This is a genomic window from Pauljensenia sp. C0254C2 (genome assembly GCF_056583835.1).
Window position 1 is genome coordinate 36,530 of record NZ_JBWPJO010000013.1, and the last position, 19,279, is coordinate 55,808.

Genomic DNA, 19,279 nt, shown 5'->3' on the forward strand with positions numbered 1-19,279 from the left:
GCCTTACCCGAAGTTGACGGAAGACAATGCCTGTTCCAGCATGTTTTGCAGTTGCGGACCGGCGATCGCCCATATTCCGATGACGAGGGCGACGGTCATGAGCGTGATGAGGACCCATCCGGGTACGTCGCCGCGCTCTCCCTCGTCAGGCTGTGTCGGCAGGTGGATGAACCTGTCTGTCAGTGTTGCGATCCATAGGAAGAAGGTGTGCATCGGGTTTCTCTCTTTTCTGTCGGTGCGGTGGTGGTGTGGTATTGGGATATGCATGTCACGGTCCGATCTGGAGGGCAAGCAGCCCGGGGTACAGTGCGAACAGGACAGTGATGGGCAGGATCAGGAAGACGATCGGGAACAGCATGGCGATCTCTTTCCTGCCACCTTGTTCCATGAGTCGTTGCCGAGTTACTTCACGAATGTCGCGCGCCTGGTCGTGCAGGGTCTGAGCCAGTGGCGCTCCGCGTTCGATGGCGGTAACAAGGGTCTGACACAGTCGTGACAAGTTGGGTGAATCATTGCGGGCGGCAAGGTCGGTCAGTGCCCGCGTGGTGGCACGGCCCATCCGTATCTGAGTGACCGTGTGGTTCAGTTCGCGGGCCAAGTGTGACTGGGAGATTCCCGCCACACGCGACAAGGCTGCCGGCACCGATTCACCGGCACCGATTGCCAGTGCGAGCAGCTCAGAGGCGTCAGGGACACTACTGTCCAGTTGACGCTGTCGACGCCTGGCCTGCACACTCAGGAGCTGGTCCCACAGTGCGGCCCCCGTCAATGCACCCACCGCCAGAGCACATATGAGTGACATGATTCCTGCGGGGGTGCGGTGAATCAGCGGGATGATCGCAACTGCGGCCAGGAGCATCAAGCAGGTTGCCGCAATGAACTGGTGCAGGCGAAAAGTGGCGAGCTCCCTGCCCGAGCCGAGCAGTTCCAGGCGGCGAACAACGCTGGTGGATGTGGAGCCAATTGCGTCCATTACGCGTGCGAGCCACTGCGCCGCCAGTGAACGTACCCGACTGCCCGGCATATCGGAAGGCCACGTGGTGTCCGAGCGCTGGCTCCACACGCGCATGGCGAGCAGATTGTTGCGGGCACGGATGGCAATCGCCAGCTGCCATATTCCAATACCCAGAGTCATCCCTATCGCGACAGCCGCCCACGTCATCCCATTCATCGCAGGGTCCGCCGTTCCGTTTCCAGTTTGCCGATCTGCTTCATTACGAAGTACGCGACGACCGAGACCAGTGCCCCCACACTGAGGATCACCACGCCTTGTGGAGTGGAAAACGCGCTGGCGGCCTGGGCCTGTGCGGAGATCAACACCAGCACGATCCACGGGGCTGCCACTCCCAGCCTGGCTGCGTTAACTGTCCATGACTGGCGCGCTTCGAGTTCTCCGCGGATGCGTGCATCTTCACGCAGCATGACTCCCAGGTCTCGCAGCAGGACCGCCAGGTCTGATCCGCCGACATCGCGTGCCAGGCGTAACGCTTCGATAATGCGGTCTGCCACCGGGTCGGCGAGCCGGTTTTTCAGTCCCGTCAGCGCATGGTCGAATCTGCCGTCAGCGCGGTACTCCGTACTGAACGTGAGGAAATAGGGACGCAAGATTCGCGGTCCGCGCTCACCGCAGTCGATGAGCAGTTCGGGCAGGGAAGCACCCGATCGGATACCTGCCACCAGTTGATCCACCACATCGGGCCACGCCGCTCGAGTCTGCCTGGTCACGCGCGCAGCGCGACCCACGATCACCATGGTGGGAACGGGTGCGATCATCAGTGCGACCACGATGGCCACGGTCCATGTGCGTGTGTAGGCCAGCACGCCCAGGAAGACACCACTCATGATCGCCAGCGTGACCAGGACGTGCGTGCTGCGGGTCAGGGAGGAAATTCCGGACCTGATCAGGGTGTCGTTCCACGCCTGCCACCAGTTCGGTGACCACCTCGGCAATTGAGGTGTGCCGACGAAGGCTAGGAGGATGCAGTTCACACCGATCCCCAGGACGATTCCGATCAGTGTGGCGCTCATGACGGCCCACCCGTCAGCAGGGCACTCAGATCATGGTGGGCCAGAGCGAAGCGTTCATGCGCGTCAAGTGCGCCTCGGCCTCGCACCCACGTGGCACCGTCATAGCGCCACAGATCTGCTGATTCGATGCGCATCTCCTCGACCCGGCCGGGCACGGCGAGCACCTCGGACACAACGCGTGTGCCGTCGTGGTTGCGTTCAACGTGGCACACGATGTCAACGCTGTGCGCAAGCGTGGGGACAACGAACTGAGGGGTGACGTTTTCGCCGGCGAGCAAGGGGAGCATGGACAGTTTCGACAGTGCTTCGCGCGCCGAGTTGGCATGCACGGTCGCCATTCCTGGAACACCCGCGTTGAGTGCGAGCAGCAGGTCGAGCGCTTCTGGACCGCGCACCTCTCCGACGATGAGCGTTTCGGGGCGCATTCGCAGTGATTCACGCACCAGGTCACGCAGCGTGATTTCGCCTGTGCCTTCCATCGAGCTGGGGCGTGTCTGCATCGCAATGCAGTCGCGAGCCGGCAATGCGAGTTCGAAAACTTCTTCACAACTGATGACGCGGCGCGCGCCCGGGATTTCTCCGCATAGTGCGCGCAGGAGTGTTGTCTTTCCTGCCTGGGTGGCGCCCGACACGACGATGGATAAGCCACTGTCCACGGCGGCGGAAAGGAATTCAGCAACATACTCGGGCAGCATGGCCACATTGACGAGGTCGCGCAGCGAGCGGGCACGTTGAATGTGTTTGCGAATGTTGACTGACCAGTGCTGGCCGGTCACGGGAGGGATCACGACGTGCAGGCGTTCCCCGCCGGCCAGCATTGCATCCACGAAGGGTGCTGACAGGTCAAGGCGCCGGCCCGAATGGTGCAGCATTCGTTCCACGAGGTCTCGCACCTGCTGGTCGGACAGGATCAATGTGGTCAGCTCGGGTTGGCCGTTTCGCGCGATGAAGATGCGCGAGGGGTCGTTGATCCACACTTCTTCAACCTCTGGATCGTCCAGATACCGCTGGAGGGGGCCAAAGCCGATAACCTCGGCCAGCAGGTTTTCTGTGTGCTCGTGGATTTCGTCGGGGGTGAGCGGCCCGAGCATCTGCGTGACGGTTTCCTCGGCCAGCTGCCGGGCGCGTTGGGTGTGCGCGAAAGGGTCGATGCCGCGGGATGCGAGTGCGCTGCGCAGCTGTGTGGCTGTATCGGGCGTGCTCGCCATCGTGCCGTTCCTTTCGCGTTGCAGTGGGCTGTCCTTGTGATTACTGTCACCGAACGTAGCAAAGTAGCATCCTGATGGGAACCCTTTCTACTGAACTGTGGATAACTTCGGGTGGGGGTTTGGGTACCGGTGAGCGTTCGGTGCGCCAGTGACCTGCAGTTTTTCCCAAACGGGGCGTGAAACACCATTAATGAAGCGGCTCGAAGTGTGGACAGGCCATGTACCGTAAGAGGGTGAGTACACCACGAACACCTCTTGAATTGGCTGCGTTGGCGACCGCGGCGGTACCCGGCCTTTCTGTTGCGGCTTTACGTGAGCCTCAATTCAGTGACGAGGTTGTCTCCATGACCGGCATTGTCGATGATCAGGGGAACCGCTGGACCGTGGTGTGTCCGCATGAAGATGTGGGCGGTGTGGATTTGAGGGCACAGTGGGCGGTCCTTGCCCGTCTGGCGTCTGCTCACGATGCGGGTGAGGTCGGTTTTGATGTGCCGCGTCCTGCTGGTATTGCCCGCACCCGCGAGGGCGTGTCGGTGATGGTGCATCAGGATCTTGCGGGCCGTTTCATGGGTGATGAGGACTTCGATCAGTCGGGTATTTTGCCGGCCTCGCTGGCCCGATCAATCGCCAGCTTGCATAACCTGCCTGTCTCAACGTATTCGGATGTGAATGTTCCGCAGTATTCGGCCTCTGAGTGCCGTGACCGCCACCGTGCTGTCCTCCAGGAAGTATTGGCAGCTGTGACGGTTCCTGCGAATCTTGTGCGCCGCTGGCGAGCTGCCTTAGATGATGACGCTTTGTGGCGTTTCCGCCCGTGCCCTGTTCACGGCGATCTGCATGTGCAGTCGGTGAAGGTCGCAGATGGGATCGTGCTGTCCATCAGTGGTTTTTCCTCTGCGCACGTGGGTGATCCGGCGATCGACGTGGCGTGGATTTTGTCTCAGGCGTCTGATGGTTTCCTTGAAACGTTCCAGTCGTCGTATTCGATGACGAGGATGGCGACGGACTTGCACCTGGTGACGCGCGCTCAGTTGCTGTCTGAATTGGCAATCGTGCGCTGGCTGTCTCACGGGCTTCATGCCGAGGACAAGGAGATCGTTCGCGACGCGTCGCAGATGTTGACGGATGTGTCGCTCGACGTGGGCGATAACCTGCTGACGGAGCATGAGCTCGCGCCTGAACCCAAGGATGAGAATGCCCCCGCGGATGAACCTGAGCCTGCCGCAGAGCCCGCCGCGCCAACCTGGACTGCTTCGCCTGAGAACGTGACGGAGCCGGTGTCGATGGACGAGGTGGAGTCCGTCATTGACCGGCATGCCGATGGTGATCCGACTCGCACTCCCCCACAGTTTTCCTGAAGCGACGCGCAGGCGCGCTCTATGCTGGCGACTGCGTGAACACTGCCTGCAACGCGGTTTCCAGGTCGTTGATCGGTGAGTCATATTCGCGCACGATTGCGTCCAGAGCTTCCCTGGAATACATGCGCTGATCTGCTGGAACGGAAGGATTACCACCCAGGTAGACGATGCGGGCATGAATGTCGTCCGGGTCTGTTCCGCTTCGCTGCGCCCATGCGGCGGTGTAGAGGCGCAACTGAGTCAGATGCGCCTGCGCGGTGAGCGCTCCGCTTGGATTGCGCGTCGGGGCGCGACCTGTTTTCCAGTCGATGATCACTGTCCGGCCGTCGGCATCTTCGAACACAGCGTCGAAGCGGCCGGGAATACTCAAGGAGCCGATCCGCACCGAAAAGGGTTCTTCTACCGCGATCGGCTTTCCTGTATTGACAATGGGGAGGGTGTTGAAAATGCCTTTCATTGCGTCAAAGCGCCTGTGTTGCGCCGAGCTAAGCGTCTCTTCGCCGGGAATGTGCTCATCCCACAGTTCACCTGAGACCATGCGCAGCTGGCGTTCGACCCATGAGTGGAACAGTGTCCCCAGGGTCGCGGCGTCGCTGGGTTCGCGCGGTATGGGCCGACGCAAGTCGCGCGCATACTCATCTGGACTGCTCAGCAGTCGTGTCACCGAGGTTGCCGGAATGCGGCTCAGTGGCACAACAAGCGCATCGTCGTGTTTGCGCAGCAGATGCTCGTCGAGAAGGACGCGCGTATCGGCGGCCAGCGGGTGCGGGGTGCGCGCCAGATGCGTGTCACCATCGGTCGCCTCACCGCTATGCCGTGTCATCGCATCCTGCACTGCGTGAGCCACCTGCGTCATGCGTTGGCGCGATACGTCAGGAGGTGCCGGAAAGAGCGGTGAGTCTTGCGCGGCCAGGAGCTGTGCGACTTCTTCAGGTTCAGGTTGAGGCGCGATCGCACGTTCAGGGTCAGCAGCCGTCAGCCCAGCTTCAAGTGGTTCCATCAGATAGCGCGAGGGAAAGTGCAATTTCGCTGACGATGCCACCCATGCACCGGTCAGCAGCATGTGATGGCGTGCCCTGGTCAATGCGACGTATGCGAGACGGCGCTCTTCGCGCTCCGTCTGGCAGCCCATTTCAGGCCGATAGGTCTGCGAAATCCAGTTGTTGAACGCTGACTGAGGTGTTCGCCCCTCCCCTTCACCGATCGTCAAGGCCGGTAGGTAGTCGGCATCGCCTCGCAACGGGTAGGGAATCTCGCTGCTTCGCTCCAACCATCCGCTCGCTCCGGGCGGGTCATCGCGCCACGTCACTGAGTTCGAGCGGTGAGAAGGGAAAATCCCATCCCCCAGTCCGTAGACAACCACACTGTCCCATTCCAGACCTTTCGCCCCGTGGATGGTGAGAATCTGCACCGCATCGGGATCCGGGTCGGTGTGCGGCCCGGCAAGGCCACGTTCTTCCTGTTCGGCCACATCCAGCCACGCAAGGAATGCGCGCATCGACGGATCAGGGGCATCTTTCTCAAAGTTTCGGGCCACATCCACGAACGTATCCAGCGCTTCGCGTCCGTCGTTGGGCATGGGGTCGGCAATAGCATCGGTTGCCACTCCCAGTATCGAGATGGCACGTTCCACCTGATCTGTCACCGGATGCCCGGACCATTCACGGATGGCACGCAGTTTGCTGGACAGGACCTCGACGCGCGCCACTGCTGCTGCAGAGATCGCAGGAGAAGCATCATCGCCGCGCCAGTGCACGGGCGGAGGCGTATCGAGAGCGTCGAGAAGGTAGGTCAGGGGATGGTCTCCCGGCGTACGCGTATTTCGTGCCCTGGCCCACTTGCCGAGCACCTGCAGATCCGAGGCTCCCAGGTCGAGGTTCGTCACCAGCCGCAGTGCTGCAGGCGAATCGCTCACGTCAACACTCAATCGCAATGCTGCCCGCACATCTGCGACCGCAGGTTGTTGAAGCAGTCCTCCTAAACCAATTACCTGGGTAGGAATGTCATGTGCTCGAAGTGTTTTTTCCACTGCAATAAAATCGGAGGTTCGCCTGCACAGCACCGCCGCGCTTGACCATCTGGAGCCTCGGCGCTGGCGGTGCTTCACGAGGAAGCGGGCCGCTGTTTCGGCCTGGTCTTGGGTGCTGGTCTCGAAGGCGACGTCCACAACTCCGTCATGGGCGCGCTCGCGCGCAGCCTGAACCGCCTGTTCGAGGCGCTGCTGTTCAGCAACGGGAGCCGCTTCGCGTCGCGCGCGCTCCAAGTCAGCAGTCAGTGTTTGTTCGAGCGTTTTGAGCTGCGGTATGTCGGAATCCTCACGCAGCGGCCTGGACACGTGGTTGGCGACATCGAGAATCATGCGGTCGTTTCGGAACGCTGTCGAGAGGTACTGTGTTTGCTCGACGTGAGGCGTATCCGAACAGAAGCGGTCCAGGAATGATTTCAGCGATCCGGCTGAGGCACCACGCCACGAGTAGATGGACTGGTTGGGATCCCCTACCGCTGTCACTGGGTGATCGTGGAACAGTGCCGCCAGAAACTTCATCTGGATGACGGAGGTGTCCTGAAATTCGTCCAGAAACACGGCGTGATAGTCGGCTCTCAATTGGTCGCGCACAGCGGGCGCGCTGTGGGCGAGCCGGTTGGCCAAGATCAGCAGGTCGGAAAAGTCGACGACTCGTTCACTGCGTTTGCGTTCAGAGAAGGCGTCGATCAGGTCAAGGAGGCGCAGCCGCAGGTCGTTGGTGTCCACCATGCTCTTGAGTACGCCGGTCGGCTTGCCAATTTCCCGCAGCGCCGTTCCGAATTCGTCGAGGAATACGCGCATCTCATCAATGCTCATTGCGTGTTCAGCGATTTGGCCGGCAAGACCCAGTGCGCTGTCCACAAGGCTGGATACGCTCTTGTCGCTTCCCAGATCGTGTGGCCACATCTCAACGATGTCGGTCATCATCTGGACTGCGCCTGCCTGTCCGATCAGACGCTGGTTCGGGTCGATACCCAGACGCATCCCGTGGTCGTGGACGATTTGCTGTGCGAAGGAGTGGTATGTCATACATACCGGATCCTCAGTGGTGATGATGCCGTCGCAGTGCTGGCTCAGTGTGCTCAGGCGCGCTCGAAGCCGCTGACCGAGTTCAGCGGCTGCTTTGCGTGAGAAGGTCAATCCGAGGATCTGGTCGGGGGATAGTCCTCGCGCGGCGACCATGTGCAGCACTCGCATCGACATGGTCTCGGTCTTGCCTGACCCAGCGCCGGCAACAACGAGGAGCGGCTCCATGTCAGCTTCAATGACGCGTTGTTGTTCGGCGGTGGGAACTGGCAGGCCTGTCAGTTCCGCGATGCGCCGGGCTGTCATCTCAGGATGGGTCAGCGTCTGCGTAGTCATGGAAGTGTCCTCCGTCCTTCATCTTTGGCAGGGCAACTCTGAGCGAAACGGCAAAAGCGGCATGCATCTTCTGACGGTGTTGCCGGATAGTGCGGGCCGCGCGCCATCTGTCCCCACTGCTTCATCTGGTCGCACCATTGAGTGAACTGTTCGGAGTCCATTGCTGACTGTTCGCGCGTCGCGACGTTTTTCGTTCCGAGGTACACCAGGCGCGCTCCAGTCATTTCATATCCTGCGGCTGTCAATGCCACCTGGTAGGACGCGAGCTGAGGATGTTCCTGAGCCGCGGTTTTTGATACGGCGCTCTTGCCTGTTTTCAGGTCCGCCACGCGTACCTTCCCGTCCACATGCTCAATCCGGTCGATGCGCCCGCTCACGATGACATCACCGATGGTGGCGTGAATGGATTGTTCGACCTCTACCGGACCGGGCACTCCCTCCATATACGCGGCAAGGTTCTCGATGATGTGCTCAGCCTGCGCGATCTGCTGGCGTCCTGCCAGTGTGTTCGCATCGAAGTCCAGCAGGTCATATGCGGCGCGCAACTCGCTCATCATGACATCGAGTGGTCCATGCGGGTGACGCTGAGCAATGGCATGGATGAGGGAGCCCAATTCCTGGGCGGCACCCGGCGCCTGGTCAGCGCCGATCGACGTGAAGAACCATTTGAGCGGGCAATCGCGGATGTCCTGGATTTTCGAGGGTGACAGGCGCACCGTTTTCGAGCCGGTAACCTCAGAGGTCGTCACCCCGCCTGTCCCCATCCAGTAGCGCGGGTTCGCATAGCTGATGCCGCTGCGTGCTAGCACCGCAAGCAGTTCGATGGCCTGTTCGCTCTCTTTTCCACCCTGAGCTGCAAGATGGCGCAGGTGCGCGACGTGACCAGCCATGTTCAGGGGCGCAGGTACGCGTTCAACAATCAAGTCTCCATCTTCGGTGCGCGGTGCGTGACTGTATCGAGCAATCAGGTCCACGAACGACGAGGGAGCTTCGTCCTCATTCAGCACAGCATAAACCTGCACGCCTCGCGTAGCTCTGGACAAAGCGGCGGCGAACAGACGGCGTTCATCTTCCATGATCTGGTGGCGCGCCAACCGCGTGGAGGGATCAGGGTCAGCCTGCCCGATCAGGTCGGAACGCAGCACTCGGTCACGCACCGTCATGTTGGGCCACTGACCGTCCTGCACGCCCACGATGTGCACGAGCTTCCATTCGCGCCCCATCGCGGCTGCCGGTGTCAGTACTTCGATTCCTCGAGGACGAATCCCTGCCTGCGCGATCGTATCGGTTGGTACGTCATCACCGAGCAGCTGCTGCGCGAAAGCTCCTGCCCGTGCGCCTGGCTCACGCTGCTCGTAGACATCGGCAACTTTGAACAGTGCCAGGACCGCGTCGAGCTGATCGTCGTACCATGCAGCATCCGTGCCTCCAGCAATGGCGCCATTGCGCCATCGGGTCGCCACTGAGTGCTCCTCACCCAGTTCGCTGCTGCTGTTCCACAGGCGCCACAGTGCCACGCCGGGTGTCAGTTGTGCGGCATCTTGGGCCGCTTTCCACATCAGGTGAGCTGTGAGCAGTTCACCCCTGATGCGCGACACGGCCTCCTGCGCTGCTTCGTCGTCATTCTTAAGCGTGTCGAGGATCTGCGGCGAGGTGATGAGCTCAGCGATGCTCACCTCCTGGACGCGGACATCAGTGTCGTCGCCATCATCTGCACTGCCTGCACCTTCGTCCCGGCGCTGCCGGTTCAGCGCTCGCAGAACTAGCGACACGTCAAGAGGATCGACCTGGATGTAGGGCGAGTCAAACAGGTGTGTCAGCAAGGCCTCCGCATCCTCCGCCTCGGCACAGATCAGCTCAAGCAGAATCCGGGTTGCTGGCTCTGCGGAAAATGTGAAGACACGCTGGCCACCGGCAACGGGGACCGAGCCTTGCATCAGCTGGCGCCGGACCTGTTCAACGATGCTGCTGGAGCGCGCAATGATGACCTGGTCCGCCCAGTCCACCCCCTCATGCAGAAAAGCATGGCGCACGGCCCGCGCGCACTGCGCTCCCATCTGAGCATCAGTTGCAACGACGTGCAGATGCACATCATCTGTCGCCGGCGTATCGTCTGCCTGCCCATCCGATACACCCAATGCCTGAGCTTCTGTCAATCGGTGCGCAGCCGAGGCCTGCACGCCGATTCGTTCAACTGCGTCGTAGACCATGTGGCGCAGTACAGGTGTGCCGCGCCGGTTGGCACCCAGCTGCATCAGGGGAACGCCCAGGCGGCGCGCCAAGCGCGCGTCCAGATGGGGTTCGCCCCCTCGGTAAGACGCCACAGCAACATCGGGAGCGGCAAATGCCACGATCCTGGTGCCACTGCGTGCACACGCGCTGAGCAGTTCAACAGTCGAGGGGGTGCAGTCCTGCAGATCATCCACCACGATCACATCAGGTATGGGCGCATCTGTACTCACCCCCACGCGCGCGGCATCACGATCCCACCCATCGATCACCTGAGCCGCCACACGCTGTATGCGCGACATGTCAGCCAGCATTGTGCCGCGCGTTTCCACAGCGAAGTCGGGGCCCCCCTCGTACACCTGCAGAAGCTGCCCGCACGCCACCCACTCGTCTGCACCGCGCTCACGTCCAATTCGTTCCAGTTCCTCACCGCTGATACCTGCTTCACCGGCGCGAGCGAAAAGGTTGCGTACTTCCATGCGGAAGGCCGCCATGTCACGCATCTGTTCAGGCAAGAATTCCGGCCAGTTAATGCCGGGACGCGTCATCAGGTCCGCTATGAGTTGATCTTCTGCCGCTCCGGTGACCAGTTGAACGGGACCGAGTGGATCCGCGCGCACGGTGCGCCACGTGGAGACAACCTGATAGGCGCAGCCGGCCGGCGTTCGCACGGGGCGAACAGTGTGCGGTGCGAGCGCTTCCACACGGGGTTGAAGCCAGTCCGCCCGGTTGCGATCCGGCACGAGCATCATCACGTTGTCTGACCTGTTCACAGCCTGTTGGACAACAGCCAGTGCGCACGTCGTCCGCCCCGATCCAGGCATGGAGCGCACCACAGCATGCTGCCCTGCGGCAACCGCATCGCATACTGCGCGTTGATACTGATCCAGCTGAGGAACAGCAACGTGAACTGGCTGTTCAAGCGCGATAATCGGAGTCGTGGTGATGTCCATGTCCCAATAGTGACATCCTGCACGTGCATTTGCGTTCGATCCGGTACGTGAGGTGCAGCGTTGCTAGGGTGAGAATCAGGATATGGCCGGCTCGAAAGGGAGATTCACATGAAAATAGCAATCGGAGTGCAAGGCGCTGCCCGCGAACTTCAACTTGACGTGGACATGGACGAGGAAGACCTGGTCGCCCTCGTCAAGCAGACAGCCGCAGACTCGACCGCCCTCGACCTGTCTGACCGGCGGGGACAGCGCATCATCGTACCGGCAGCATCCCTGGCATACGTGTCGATCGCCTCAGAACAGCCTCGCCGAGTGGGCTTCGCCGTCAGCTAGAGATGAACCACCTCAGGGCTTGAGGTTAATGCGCTCCATGCGCTCACCGTGACGCCGGGTGACCTCGGCGGAAATGGCATCAGCCGTGTCGCCGTCTTTCGCCAGATTCGGATGCGTGAACAGCGTGGCGCGAGCCAGACCGAGCACCTCGCCCGCCACGCGCCTGGCCCACAAGGACAACCGTGCGGCCAGCTGCCCGTCCTGCGCAGTCAGCGGCGCGAGGTGTTCTTCCACCCACGCGCCCTGACCCAGATCCCACGACTCCGACACGTCATCAAACAGCTTGTGGCACACGGCGACTTCGCGCATCAGGTCACTCAGGATACCCAGCGTGACGTACGTTTTGACGGAGCGTTCCCACCACTGACTGGGCCGGGTGCGCATGTCAATGTCGTCAAACATGCCTGAATACTCGTCGGCAAGCTCGGCCAGATCCAGCCCGCGGTGACGCGCCCAGACTCCCATCTGTGTGAAGAACTGGAACGCGCGATCCGCCATTTCCATGTGAGCGATATGGGCGTCGATGGTGGGCGCCTGGTCACCGTCCTTGGCCAGACGGGTCATGGCCGCCAGCGCGCCGTACGCGAAAAAACCGAGCGCTTCACTGGTGGCGTGTGAAGGAGTTTCGTAGACACGTTGCATGGCTCCAGCCTAGCGCGATCACAGCCGTGGGACGTGATAACCCTCACCGCCTGCACATTCATACGGCCGACACGGATATCATGGAGACGAACATACGGTTGACCGGTCGCTTTGACTCAACACGACACCGTCAGATACCGACTGAACCGCGGAGCTTTCACCTTGGTGAAATCTTTGCCGCGTCCGTGCACATTCAACGTCGCCCGACATGAGGCGTGTATGTGCCCAGTGATAATGCGCGATCGGCTTCCCCTCGTGTGTGAGTGCATCGCATTCACACCTGACCTCGGGCAACGTCCCGAAGATGGAGATAGCAGGATCGTGACTGATTCCTTGACAGATAACGAAGCGCAGCCTCAGGACGAGTCACCCTCGTCAGTGACCTACTCAGCCGGGGTGGTGCGCCTGGGTGACATTGCCGACGGAACATTCGACGCTCACGCCGGCGAAGCAGTCCCGGACATCACTGACGAGGACGGCTCCACGTCGCACCTCGATGAACGCTCATTCGCAGATTTCGGCGTGTGCGATCCGATCGTGCAGGCGTTGGAGGAGCGTTCCATTACCCACCCGTTCCCGATTCAGGCACTCACCTTGCCGGTGGCGCTGGACGGGCATGACATCATCGGCCAGGCGAAAACCGGTACCGGCAAGACGCTGGGTTTTGGGATCCCACTGCTTCAGGAGCTGGTGGTGCCCTCGAGCCCAGCGTATGCGGATCTGCTCAATCCCGACTGCCCGCAGGCACTGGTTGTGCTCCCCACGCGCGAGCTGTCCAAGCAGGTGGCGGCTGATCTGCGCGTCGCCGGATCGAAACTGGGTGTGCGCATCACGGAGATTCATGGTGGCGTAGCGTTCGAGCCGCAGATCGATTCGCTGGAACGCGGCACTGACGTCGTTGTGGGAACTCCTGGTCGTCTGATCGACCTGCTCAAGCGGCGCGTGCTCAAGCTCAACGGCGTGAAGACAGTGGTCCTTGACGAAGCCGACGAGATGCTGGATCTGGGCTTTTTGCCCGATGTGGAAACTTTGCTGGCACGCGTTCCGGCTACGCGCCACACGATGCTGTTCTCAGCGACGATGCCTGGCCCGGTAGTGGCGCTGGCTCGCCGCTTCATGTCCCAGCCGACCCACATCCGCGCGCAGGACCCGGAGGATCAGGGCGCCACGGTGCGCACAGTCAAGCAGGTCATTTACCGCGTGCACGCGATGAACAAGGTGGAAGTCATCAGCCGTATTCTGCAGGCACGAGGGCGAGGCCGCACCATTATTTTCTGCCGCACCAAGAGGACGGCAGCGCGCCTGGGCGAGGATCTGACGCATCGCGGTTTTGCTGTTGGTTCGCTGCACGGTGACCTGGGTCAGGGTGCGCGCGAGCGGGCAATGCGGGCGTTCCGTAACGGCAAGATCGACGTGCTGGTGGCCACCGACGTGGCGGCACGCGGCATCGACGTTGACGACGTGACACATGTGGTCAACTACCAGTGCCCTGAAGACGAGAAAATCTACCTGCATCGCATTGGACGCACCGGCCGTGCAGGCGCATCCGGCACCGCTGTCACGTTCGTGGACTGGGATGATGTGCCGCGCTGGTCACTGATCTCGAAAGCGTTGGGGCTGGGCGTGCCAGACCCCCTTGAGACGTACCACACGTCGGATCACTTGTACACGGATTTGGATATCCCGACCGATGTCACCGACCGTTTGCCGCGTTCACAGCGCACGCGCGCGGGTCTGCAAGCCGAGAAGGTGGAGGATCTGGGAGAAACCGGTCGCGGGCATCACGGTCCGAGACGCGGATCAGGGCGTGGTTCGGGTCGAGGATCCGGGCGTCGAGGTGGTGGGCGTCGCTCCTCTGGCCGCCGTAAGGGCGCAGCGTCGCAGGACGGTGGATCTGAGGAGACACCGCGTCGTCAACGTACGCGTGTGCGTCGCCGCAAGAGTGACTCTGGATCTGCCAAGGGTGAGGGCACTCAGGGCACTCGCCGCCGTGTACGCCGCCGTTCCAGTGGTTCCGAGGCTGCTGAGTAAGTCGGCACCACCTGAAGTTTCACGCATACAGATGCCCAAGGCTGACGAATCGGCCTTGGGCATCGGTGTCAAAGTCGTCTTAGCGGGACTGGCTGGACCATCCCTTTCTCAGGCATGGCGAGGGCGCGCATCCACCCTCGAACGCCTATATCCTGCGCTGCGTGAACCTGGCTGCAAACCAGCGCGCCGTGGGTGGAACCAGCGTCAGCACTACGATGACGATCACGATTCCAAGCTGGCCCAGTTTGATCGCCCAGCGACCAAGGTGATATTCCTGCAGCAAGACCGCGTAGCTGAAAACGGACAGCAGCTCCCATCCGATCGTCATGATCCCTGCAACCAGCATCAGGATCCGTGTCATTCGCATGGTGACGAGGAGTGCACCGAGCAGCAGCAGGACACACAGGCCGATAATGACAAGGTCGATAACCACTGCAACCATCGTGAGATCCTCACCATTGTCTGTCATCTGCGGCCACGCTGTGAGGGCGTCCTTGATAGCTCTGACAGTGCTGAAGATGCAATAGATCAACGTGAGGATGAGCAGCGCCCACACCGTCCCTGGCCGACGATTCGGCTCCATCTGGCCACCAACAGGTCGCACCGGGTCCGACATTGGTACCTCCACATCCACGCTACACTGACCTTCATACTTTCTCACAGGCCCGCCTCCCTCGACAAGCAGACGAGGGAGGCGGGCTGCCTGGCAATCCGCTACCGAACGGATGTGCGCCGATCCGCGTGACGCCGCGCGAGGACAAGCAGCACCACTGCCAGAACAACCGCCCACAGGACGTATCCAAGCCCCAGCACCTCAGGCGATGCTGCGTCATACTGCACCAGTTTGACGAAGCTGGGCCACATTCCTTCCATGACGATGTCACCTGCCCCGGGATCTTCCATACGCACTCCGATCGGAATGAACAGCATGAACAGCGCAGCTCCGACTTCATAAACAACGTATGTGCAGAACAGGCCGAGGACCGGTGCGCCCCATCTGAGCGACCAGAGTTTTTCGTCAGAACTGATTGTGATCACCGACCATACGATCACCAGTGAGCAGACTAACTGGAGGAGCACGCTTGCGATTACCAGTATGACCGCATTGGTCCACGCCTGCTGAAGAATCTGGTCAATGACGTAGCGCGCAGGTTCGGCGCCGACGTAATACAGGACGGCAAGCAGCGTGAACACGGCGGTCACGATCAGTGACAGCACGCCGACGATAAGTGCGTACAGGAGTTTTCCACTCAAAAGTGTTGATGTGCGCACCGGAATGGTCTGCGTGAATGAGCCCTGTCGCCCATACATTGATGTCCAGTAGTTGAGGATGCATATCAGCGCCTGCACTGCAAGCAGCCCGCCGATTGCCACCACTGCGAGTACCAGGGAAATTTCCTTCAACACTGGAATTTTCAGCGCATCTGCGCCGATTGCTGTGCCCAGCAGCAATGCTGCCACGACAGGCATGACGCACAGCTGGCGCCACGTTGCTTTGGCGTCATAGCGGATAATTGTCCAGATCATCGTGCATACACCTTTCTAAACAGAGTGTCGAGGTCCGTGCCGTGTTCTTCTCGCAGATCATCAACGTGTCCCGCCAGCAGGATCTTCCCCTGGCGCATGAAGATTGCGTAGTCAATGATCGGCTCGATGTCGCGGATCAGGTGTGTGGACAGGATCATGAGGGCGTCGGGGTCAAAACCTGTTAGCACGCCGCGCATGATAATGTCGCGCGCCGCCGGGTCAACCCCTGATATCGGCTCATCCAGCAGGTGGACTTTTGCCCGTCTGGACATGGTGAGTGCCACTTGCGCCTTTTCGCGCATACCTTTTGACATCTCTCGGAAGCGTTTGTTGTGTGGCAGTTCGAAGAAATCGATCATCTCAGAAGCCTGAGCACTGTCGAAGTCATCGAAGAAGTCGGCATACATGCGGATCGCCTCATCGGCTGTCAGGCTGGTTGGCAGCGCCGATTCGTCCGGCAGGTAGGAGGTGATGGCTTTGGACTGCGGGCCGGGCGCATGGCCGTGGATGGCGACGTTCCCCTCGTAACCGGACAGTATTCCTGCCAGGATTTTCAGAAGTGTCGTTTTCCCGGACCCGTTGTCCCCCATCAGGCCAACGATCTGCCCGGGCTCAATGGCGAAAGATATATCGTTGAGCGCCGGCCATTGTCCGTATTTTTTGGTCAGGTGCGCAACCTCAATTGCGTGCGTTGTCATGAGGATCCTTTGCGTGTTTCTGTTCATTGCCGAGGGCGACTGTGTCAGGTCCATACGTATTCCACTGGGAATTGATCAGCTCAGTGATCGCGTTCTTGTCACATCCAAGTGCTTTCATCTGTGCGATGAATTCAGCTGTTATCTGGTGTGCAAGGTTGTCGCGATGCTGCTTGATCACGTCCTGGTCGTCTGTCACAAAGCGTCCGGCAGTGCGATTCGATTGTGTCAGGCCGTCCTCGTCAGCACGGGTGAGTGCTCGTTGGACGGTGTTCGGATTGACTGTGAATTCTGCGGCCAGTTCTCTGACGCTCGGTACTTTTTCTCCGGGCTTCCACTGGCCGGAAACAATACGCTGCGTAAACTCTTCGACCAGTTGGATCCAGATTGGCCGAGAATCTCCGCTCATTTGCATGTCTACCTCCCTCCATCTGTATCACTGTATTAATACAGTAACACAGTTTGGATGGGGGTGGCAATACTCGGTCTTTGAAATCCGACAGGCTCCAGATGCACACGGGTGCTGTCATACTTCGTTTATGGATGAGTTCCCCTTCAGCGTTGAGGATATTCGAGCCCGCGCAGGCGATAAGGTTTTCGACCGTGCACGCCCCTATATGCCTTTCGTGATGGATGCACATATAGAAGAGCACGGGGCCAACGCCTCTGTACGAGGCACCTCACTGTACGACGTTGATCTGCTGTGGGAAGATGACGGAACCCTGGATGGGGCGTGCAGCTGCCCGCATGGCGAGGCCGGACACTTCTGCAAACATCAATGCGCGCTCGCTCTGGTTCTACTCGAACACGGCCAATCAGTAGATTCTGGAACGCCTTCACTGCCTCGAGAACTCCTTGACACGTCAGAGCTGGCCGAAAAGCTTATCCAATCAGTCGACCACCAGCTCCTCCAGCATTACTCCAAAATGGCGGCCGCACTTCCTCCTGTCGGCCAGCTCTTCGCCACAGCGTGGAGTTTCAATTTTGGGTCCCCCGAGCAGTCTGCGGCGCTCGTACAGCAGGCGTATAGCCGGATCTTTCTCTGCTACGGGAAACCCTCCTGGGTCGACCTCGCTGCAAACAGACACGAGATAGTGTCACTCGGTCTGCAGATGAAGATGCTGATCACCGTTGGATTAACCGACGGGCTGGAACAGATCTGCCACAACGCACTTGCCGATTTCAAACGACTGGTCTTCGACGATCCACACGACGACGCTCGTGAATGGGCCGATCACCTGCAGACGATTTTCGAAGTGATGCTGGTCTGGATATGGATGGCCACGATGCCCGAAAAGGAAGCCGGCCGTAAAACAGCCCACTATTTCGTCGAGAATTACGAATGGCGGGAAGCCTCAGCTAGAGACATCATCCCTATCCTGGGCGAGGAAGCGACGGCTGCCTATCGCGACTACCTGATCGAATGCAGACATGAGAAAATCCAGGTCGAAAGCGCCGAGAACTCTCTCTTACGCGACTTGGCACTGTGCCAGGATGACATTCCCCTGCTGCGCATGTGCGCGACGCAGGGCGATCGCTTCGCTTACAGCATGTTCTTTAACGATCTACAGGCCATCGACCGGCCGGATCTGGCCGCTGACGTCGTGGCGCGCGCCCATCAGGCACACGCCATCAGCACCGACGCGACCCAAGGTTACTCGCCGTTCCTCATTCCCCTTCGCGAGGCGGTGCTGTGCTGCCTGGCAGCCAAACGCATACGCACCGCACTTGCCATCGCACGAACCGCTTTCACCTCGACGCCAAGTGTCGGGTTCCAGAATCTTTTGCTTACATGCGGCGAACAAGCGCATAAGCGCTCCCGTGTCCTCCAACAAGTCATCGAGTGGATTGCGCAGCAGCCCTGGACGGACGCAGACATACCCATTGACCTTGCGCTGGCTGAAGGTGACAGGGAACGGGCGTGGGACTATGCGAATCGCTGGGGCGTCAACGAGCGGTGGATGATGCTGGCTCTAAGCAAGGACCAGCCGCGTCCTTGCGAGGCAATCCGTCTGGCAGTTGAGCGCATTGAACGGGACAAGTGGAGCTTGGAGGAAAACTCGCCCCAACCGGTATTGAAACTACTGTGTACGTACGCCCGCCAGTGGCAGCACGACCACCCCGATCAGCCAATCATGCAGACGCTCTCCCAACAACTGCGGTATTACTACGGCACCGATGAGATGGTGAGATCAGACCACGCTGAAGACGGCGAGGACAAATACCATGAGGACGGCTTTTGCTAAGATTCGATCACCACGCGTGGATTCGCAATTCGAATACTCTTCAAGACAGCATCAGCTTCTTACGCTACTGTGCAGCATGCATCGGGCAAGATAGTTCGGAATCAGTCACCTTTCCCTTTGATAGACTTCGACTCGACCTCCTCATCGGAGGACTACAGTTGGGAATCAGTCACCTTTCCCTTTGATAGACTTCGCGGTCAGTTCGACAACAAGCCACACACGTTGGGAATCAGTCACCTTTCCCTTTGATAGACTTCGCCTCGATGAGCTCTCACACCTCGCCGAGTTGGGAATCAGTCACCTTTCCCTTTGATAGACTTCCTGGTGACGTGCTGGAGCCGCGTCCTTGGTTGGGAATCAGTCACCTTTCCCTTTGATAGACTTCGCTTGATATATCTGATACCGCCGGGGCGGTTGGGAATCAATCACCTTTCCCTTTGATAGACTTCCGGTAGCCAACGATACGCAACCCGTGTTGTTGGGAATCAGTCACCTTTCCCTTTGATAGACTTCCTCTCACCGATCTCACGAGCCACACTCAGTTGGGAATCAGTCACCTTTCCCTTTGATAGACTTCTCACTGACCACCTGGAAGCGCTCGTATCGTTGGGAATCAGTCACCTTTCCCTTTGATAGACTTC

Annotated in this window: 15 protein-coding genes and 1 CRISPR repeat array; of the genes, 4 read left to right on the plus strand and 11 right to left on the minus strand. The window is 60.0% G+C overall.

From position 1 onward, the window contains the following. Nucleotides 1-3: 3 nt before the first annotated feature. From AC1DA5_RS09045 to AC1DA5_RS09060, 4 genes are read right to left on the minus strand one after another with little or no spacing between them, the layout of a single operon-like run. A complete protein-coding gene (locus tag AC1DA5_RS09045) occupies nt 4-213 on the minus strand; it encodes a hypothetical protein (RefSeq protein WP_285016055.1) in 210 nt (69 codons plus the stop codon). Between the two features lie 55 nt (nt 214-268). Then, entirely contained in the window at nt 269-1,171 is a 903-nt protein-coding gene (locus AC1DA5_RS09050) for a type II secretion system F family protein (RefSeq protein ID WP_480289964.1), read from the minus strand. Then, nucleotides 1,168-2,028 carry a type II secretion system F family protein gene (locus AC1DA5_RS09055; protein WP_480289965.1) on the minus strand — a complete coding sequence of 287 codons (861 nt, stop codon included), beginning with the start codon at nt 2,026-2,028 and terminating at the stop codon, nt 1,168-1,170. The genes AC1DA5_RS09050 and AC1DA5_RS09055 overlap by 4 nt, the downstream gene beginning before the upstream one ends. Then, nucleotides 2,025-3,236 carry a TadA family conjugal transfer-associated ATPase gene (locus AC1DA5_RS09060; RefSeq protein WP_480289967.1) on the minus strand — a complete coding sequence of 404 codons (1,212 nt, stop codon included), beginning with the start codon at nt 3,234-3,236 and terminating at the stop codon, nt 2,025-2,027. The genes AC1DA5_RS09055 and AC1DA5_RS09060 overlap by 4 nt, the downstream gene beginning before the upstream one ends. Nucleotides 3,237-3,469: 233 nt before the next feature. Here AC1DA5_RS09060 and AC1DA5_RS09065 point away from each other — a divergent pair, with 233 nt between their 5' ends. Beyond that, a complete protein-coding gene (locus tag AC1DA5_RS09065; RefSeq protein ID WP_480289969.1) occupies nt 3,470-4,594 on the plus strand; it encodes a phosphotransferase in 1,125 nt (374 codons plus the stop codon). Between the two features lie 19 nt (nt 4,595-4,613). Here the strand turns inward: AC1DA5_RS09065 and AC1DA5_RS09070 are convergent, their stop codons facing one another. Beyond that, nucleotides 4,614-7,982 carry an ATP-dependent helicase gene (locus tag AC1DA5_RS09070; protein WP_058236147.1) on the minus strand — a complete coding sequence of 1,123 codons (3,369 nt, stop codon included), beginning with the start codon at nt 7,980-7,982 and terminating at the stop codon, nt 4,614-4,616. Next, nucleotides 7,979-11,164, minus strand: coding sequence for a PD-(D/E)XK nuclease family protein (locus AC1DA5_RS09075; protein ID WP_092648277.1), 3,186 nt, complete (start codon nt 11,162-11,164; stop codon nt 7,979-7,981). The genes AC1DA5_RS09070 and AC1DA5_RS09075 overlap by 4 nt, the downstream gene beginning before the upstream one ends. A 108-nt stretch (nt 11,165-11,272) precedes the next feature. Between AC1DA5_RS09075 and AC1DA5_RS09080 the strand changes: the two genes are divergently transcribed. Beyond that, nucleotides 11,273-11,497, plus strand: coding sequence for a DUF3107 domain-containing protein (locus AC1DA5_RS09080; protein WP_058236149.1), 225 nt, complete (start codon nt 11,273-11,275; stop codon nt 11,495-11,497). 12 nt (nt 11,498-11,509) lie between these two features. Here the strand turns inward: AC1DA5_RS09080 and AC1DA5_RS09085 are convergent, their stop codons facing one another. Then, nucleotides 11,510-12,139 carry a ferritin-like fold-containing protein gene (locus tag AC1DA5_RS09085; protein WP_058236150.1) on the minus strand — a complete coding sequence of 210 codons (630 nt, stop codon included), beginning with the start codon at nt 12,137-12,139 and terminating at the stop codon, nt 11,510-11,512. A gap of 234 nt (nt 12,140-12,373) precedes the next feature. Here AC1DA5_RS09085 and AC1DA5_RS09090 point away from each other — a divergent pair, with 234 nt between their 5' ends. Next, nucleotides 12,374-14,170 carry a DEAD/DEAH box helicase gene (locus tag AC1DA5_RS09090; protein ID WP_480289976.1) on the plus strand — a complete coding sequence of 599 codons (1,797 nt, stop codon included), beginning with the start codon at nt 12,374-12,376 and terminating at the stop codon, nt 14,168-14,170. A gap of 145 nt (nt 14,171-14,315) precedes the next feature. Here the strand turns inward: AC1DA5_RS09090 and AC1DA5_RS09095 are convergent, their stop codons facing one another. The 4 genes from AC1DA5_RS09095 to AC1DA5_RS09110 form a co-directional block, all read right to left on the minus strand. After that, nucleotides 14,316-14,786 (minus strand): hypothetical protein, encoded by a 471-nt coding sequence (locus tag AC1DA5_RS09095; RefSeq protein WP_092648275.1) that lies wholly within the window; start codon nt 14,784-14,786, stop codon nt 14,316-14,318. Nucleotides 14,787-14,884: 98 nt separating this feature from the next. Next, a complete protein-coding gene (locus tag AC1DA5_RS09100) occupies nt 14,885-15,697 on the minus strand; it encodes a hypothetical protein (RefSeq protein WP_092648274.1) in 813 nt (270 codons plus the stop codon). Then, complete coding sequence (locus AC1DA5_RS09105; protein WP_092648273.1) at nt 15,694-16,395, minus strand: ABC transporter ATP-binding protein; 702 nt, start codon at nt 16,393-16,395, stop codon at nt 15,694-15,696. The genes AC1DA5_RS09100 and AC1DA5_RS09105 overlap by 4 nt, the downstream gene beginning before the upstream one ends. Then, nucleotides 16,376-16,807, minus strand: coding sequence for a GntR family transcriptional regulator (locus AC1DA5_RS09110; RefSeq protein ID WP_480289972.1), 432 nt, complete (start codon nt 16,805-16,807; stop codon nt 16,376-16,378). The genes AC1DA5_RS09105 and AC1DA5_RS09110 overlap by 20 nt, the downstream gene beginning before the upstream one ends. A gap of 124 nt (nt 16,808-16,931) precedes the next feature. Between AC1DA5_RS09110 and AC1DA5_RS09115 the strand changes: the two genes are divergently transcribed. Further along, the gene (locus tag AC1DA5_RS09115) at nt 16,932-18,638 is read left to right on the plus strand and encodes an SWIM zinc finger family protein (protein WP_092648272.1); all 1,707 of its coding nucleotides are present in this window, start codon (nt 16,932-16,934) and stop codon (nt 18,636-18,638) included. Nucleotides 18,639-18,731: 93 nt separating this feature from the next. Then, nucleotides 18,732-19,279: a CRISPR direct-repeat array (repeat unit 36 nt; unit sequence GTTGGGAATCAGTCACCTTTCCCTTTGATAGACTTC).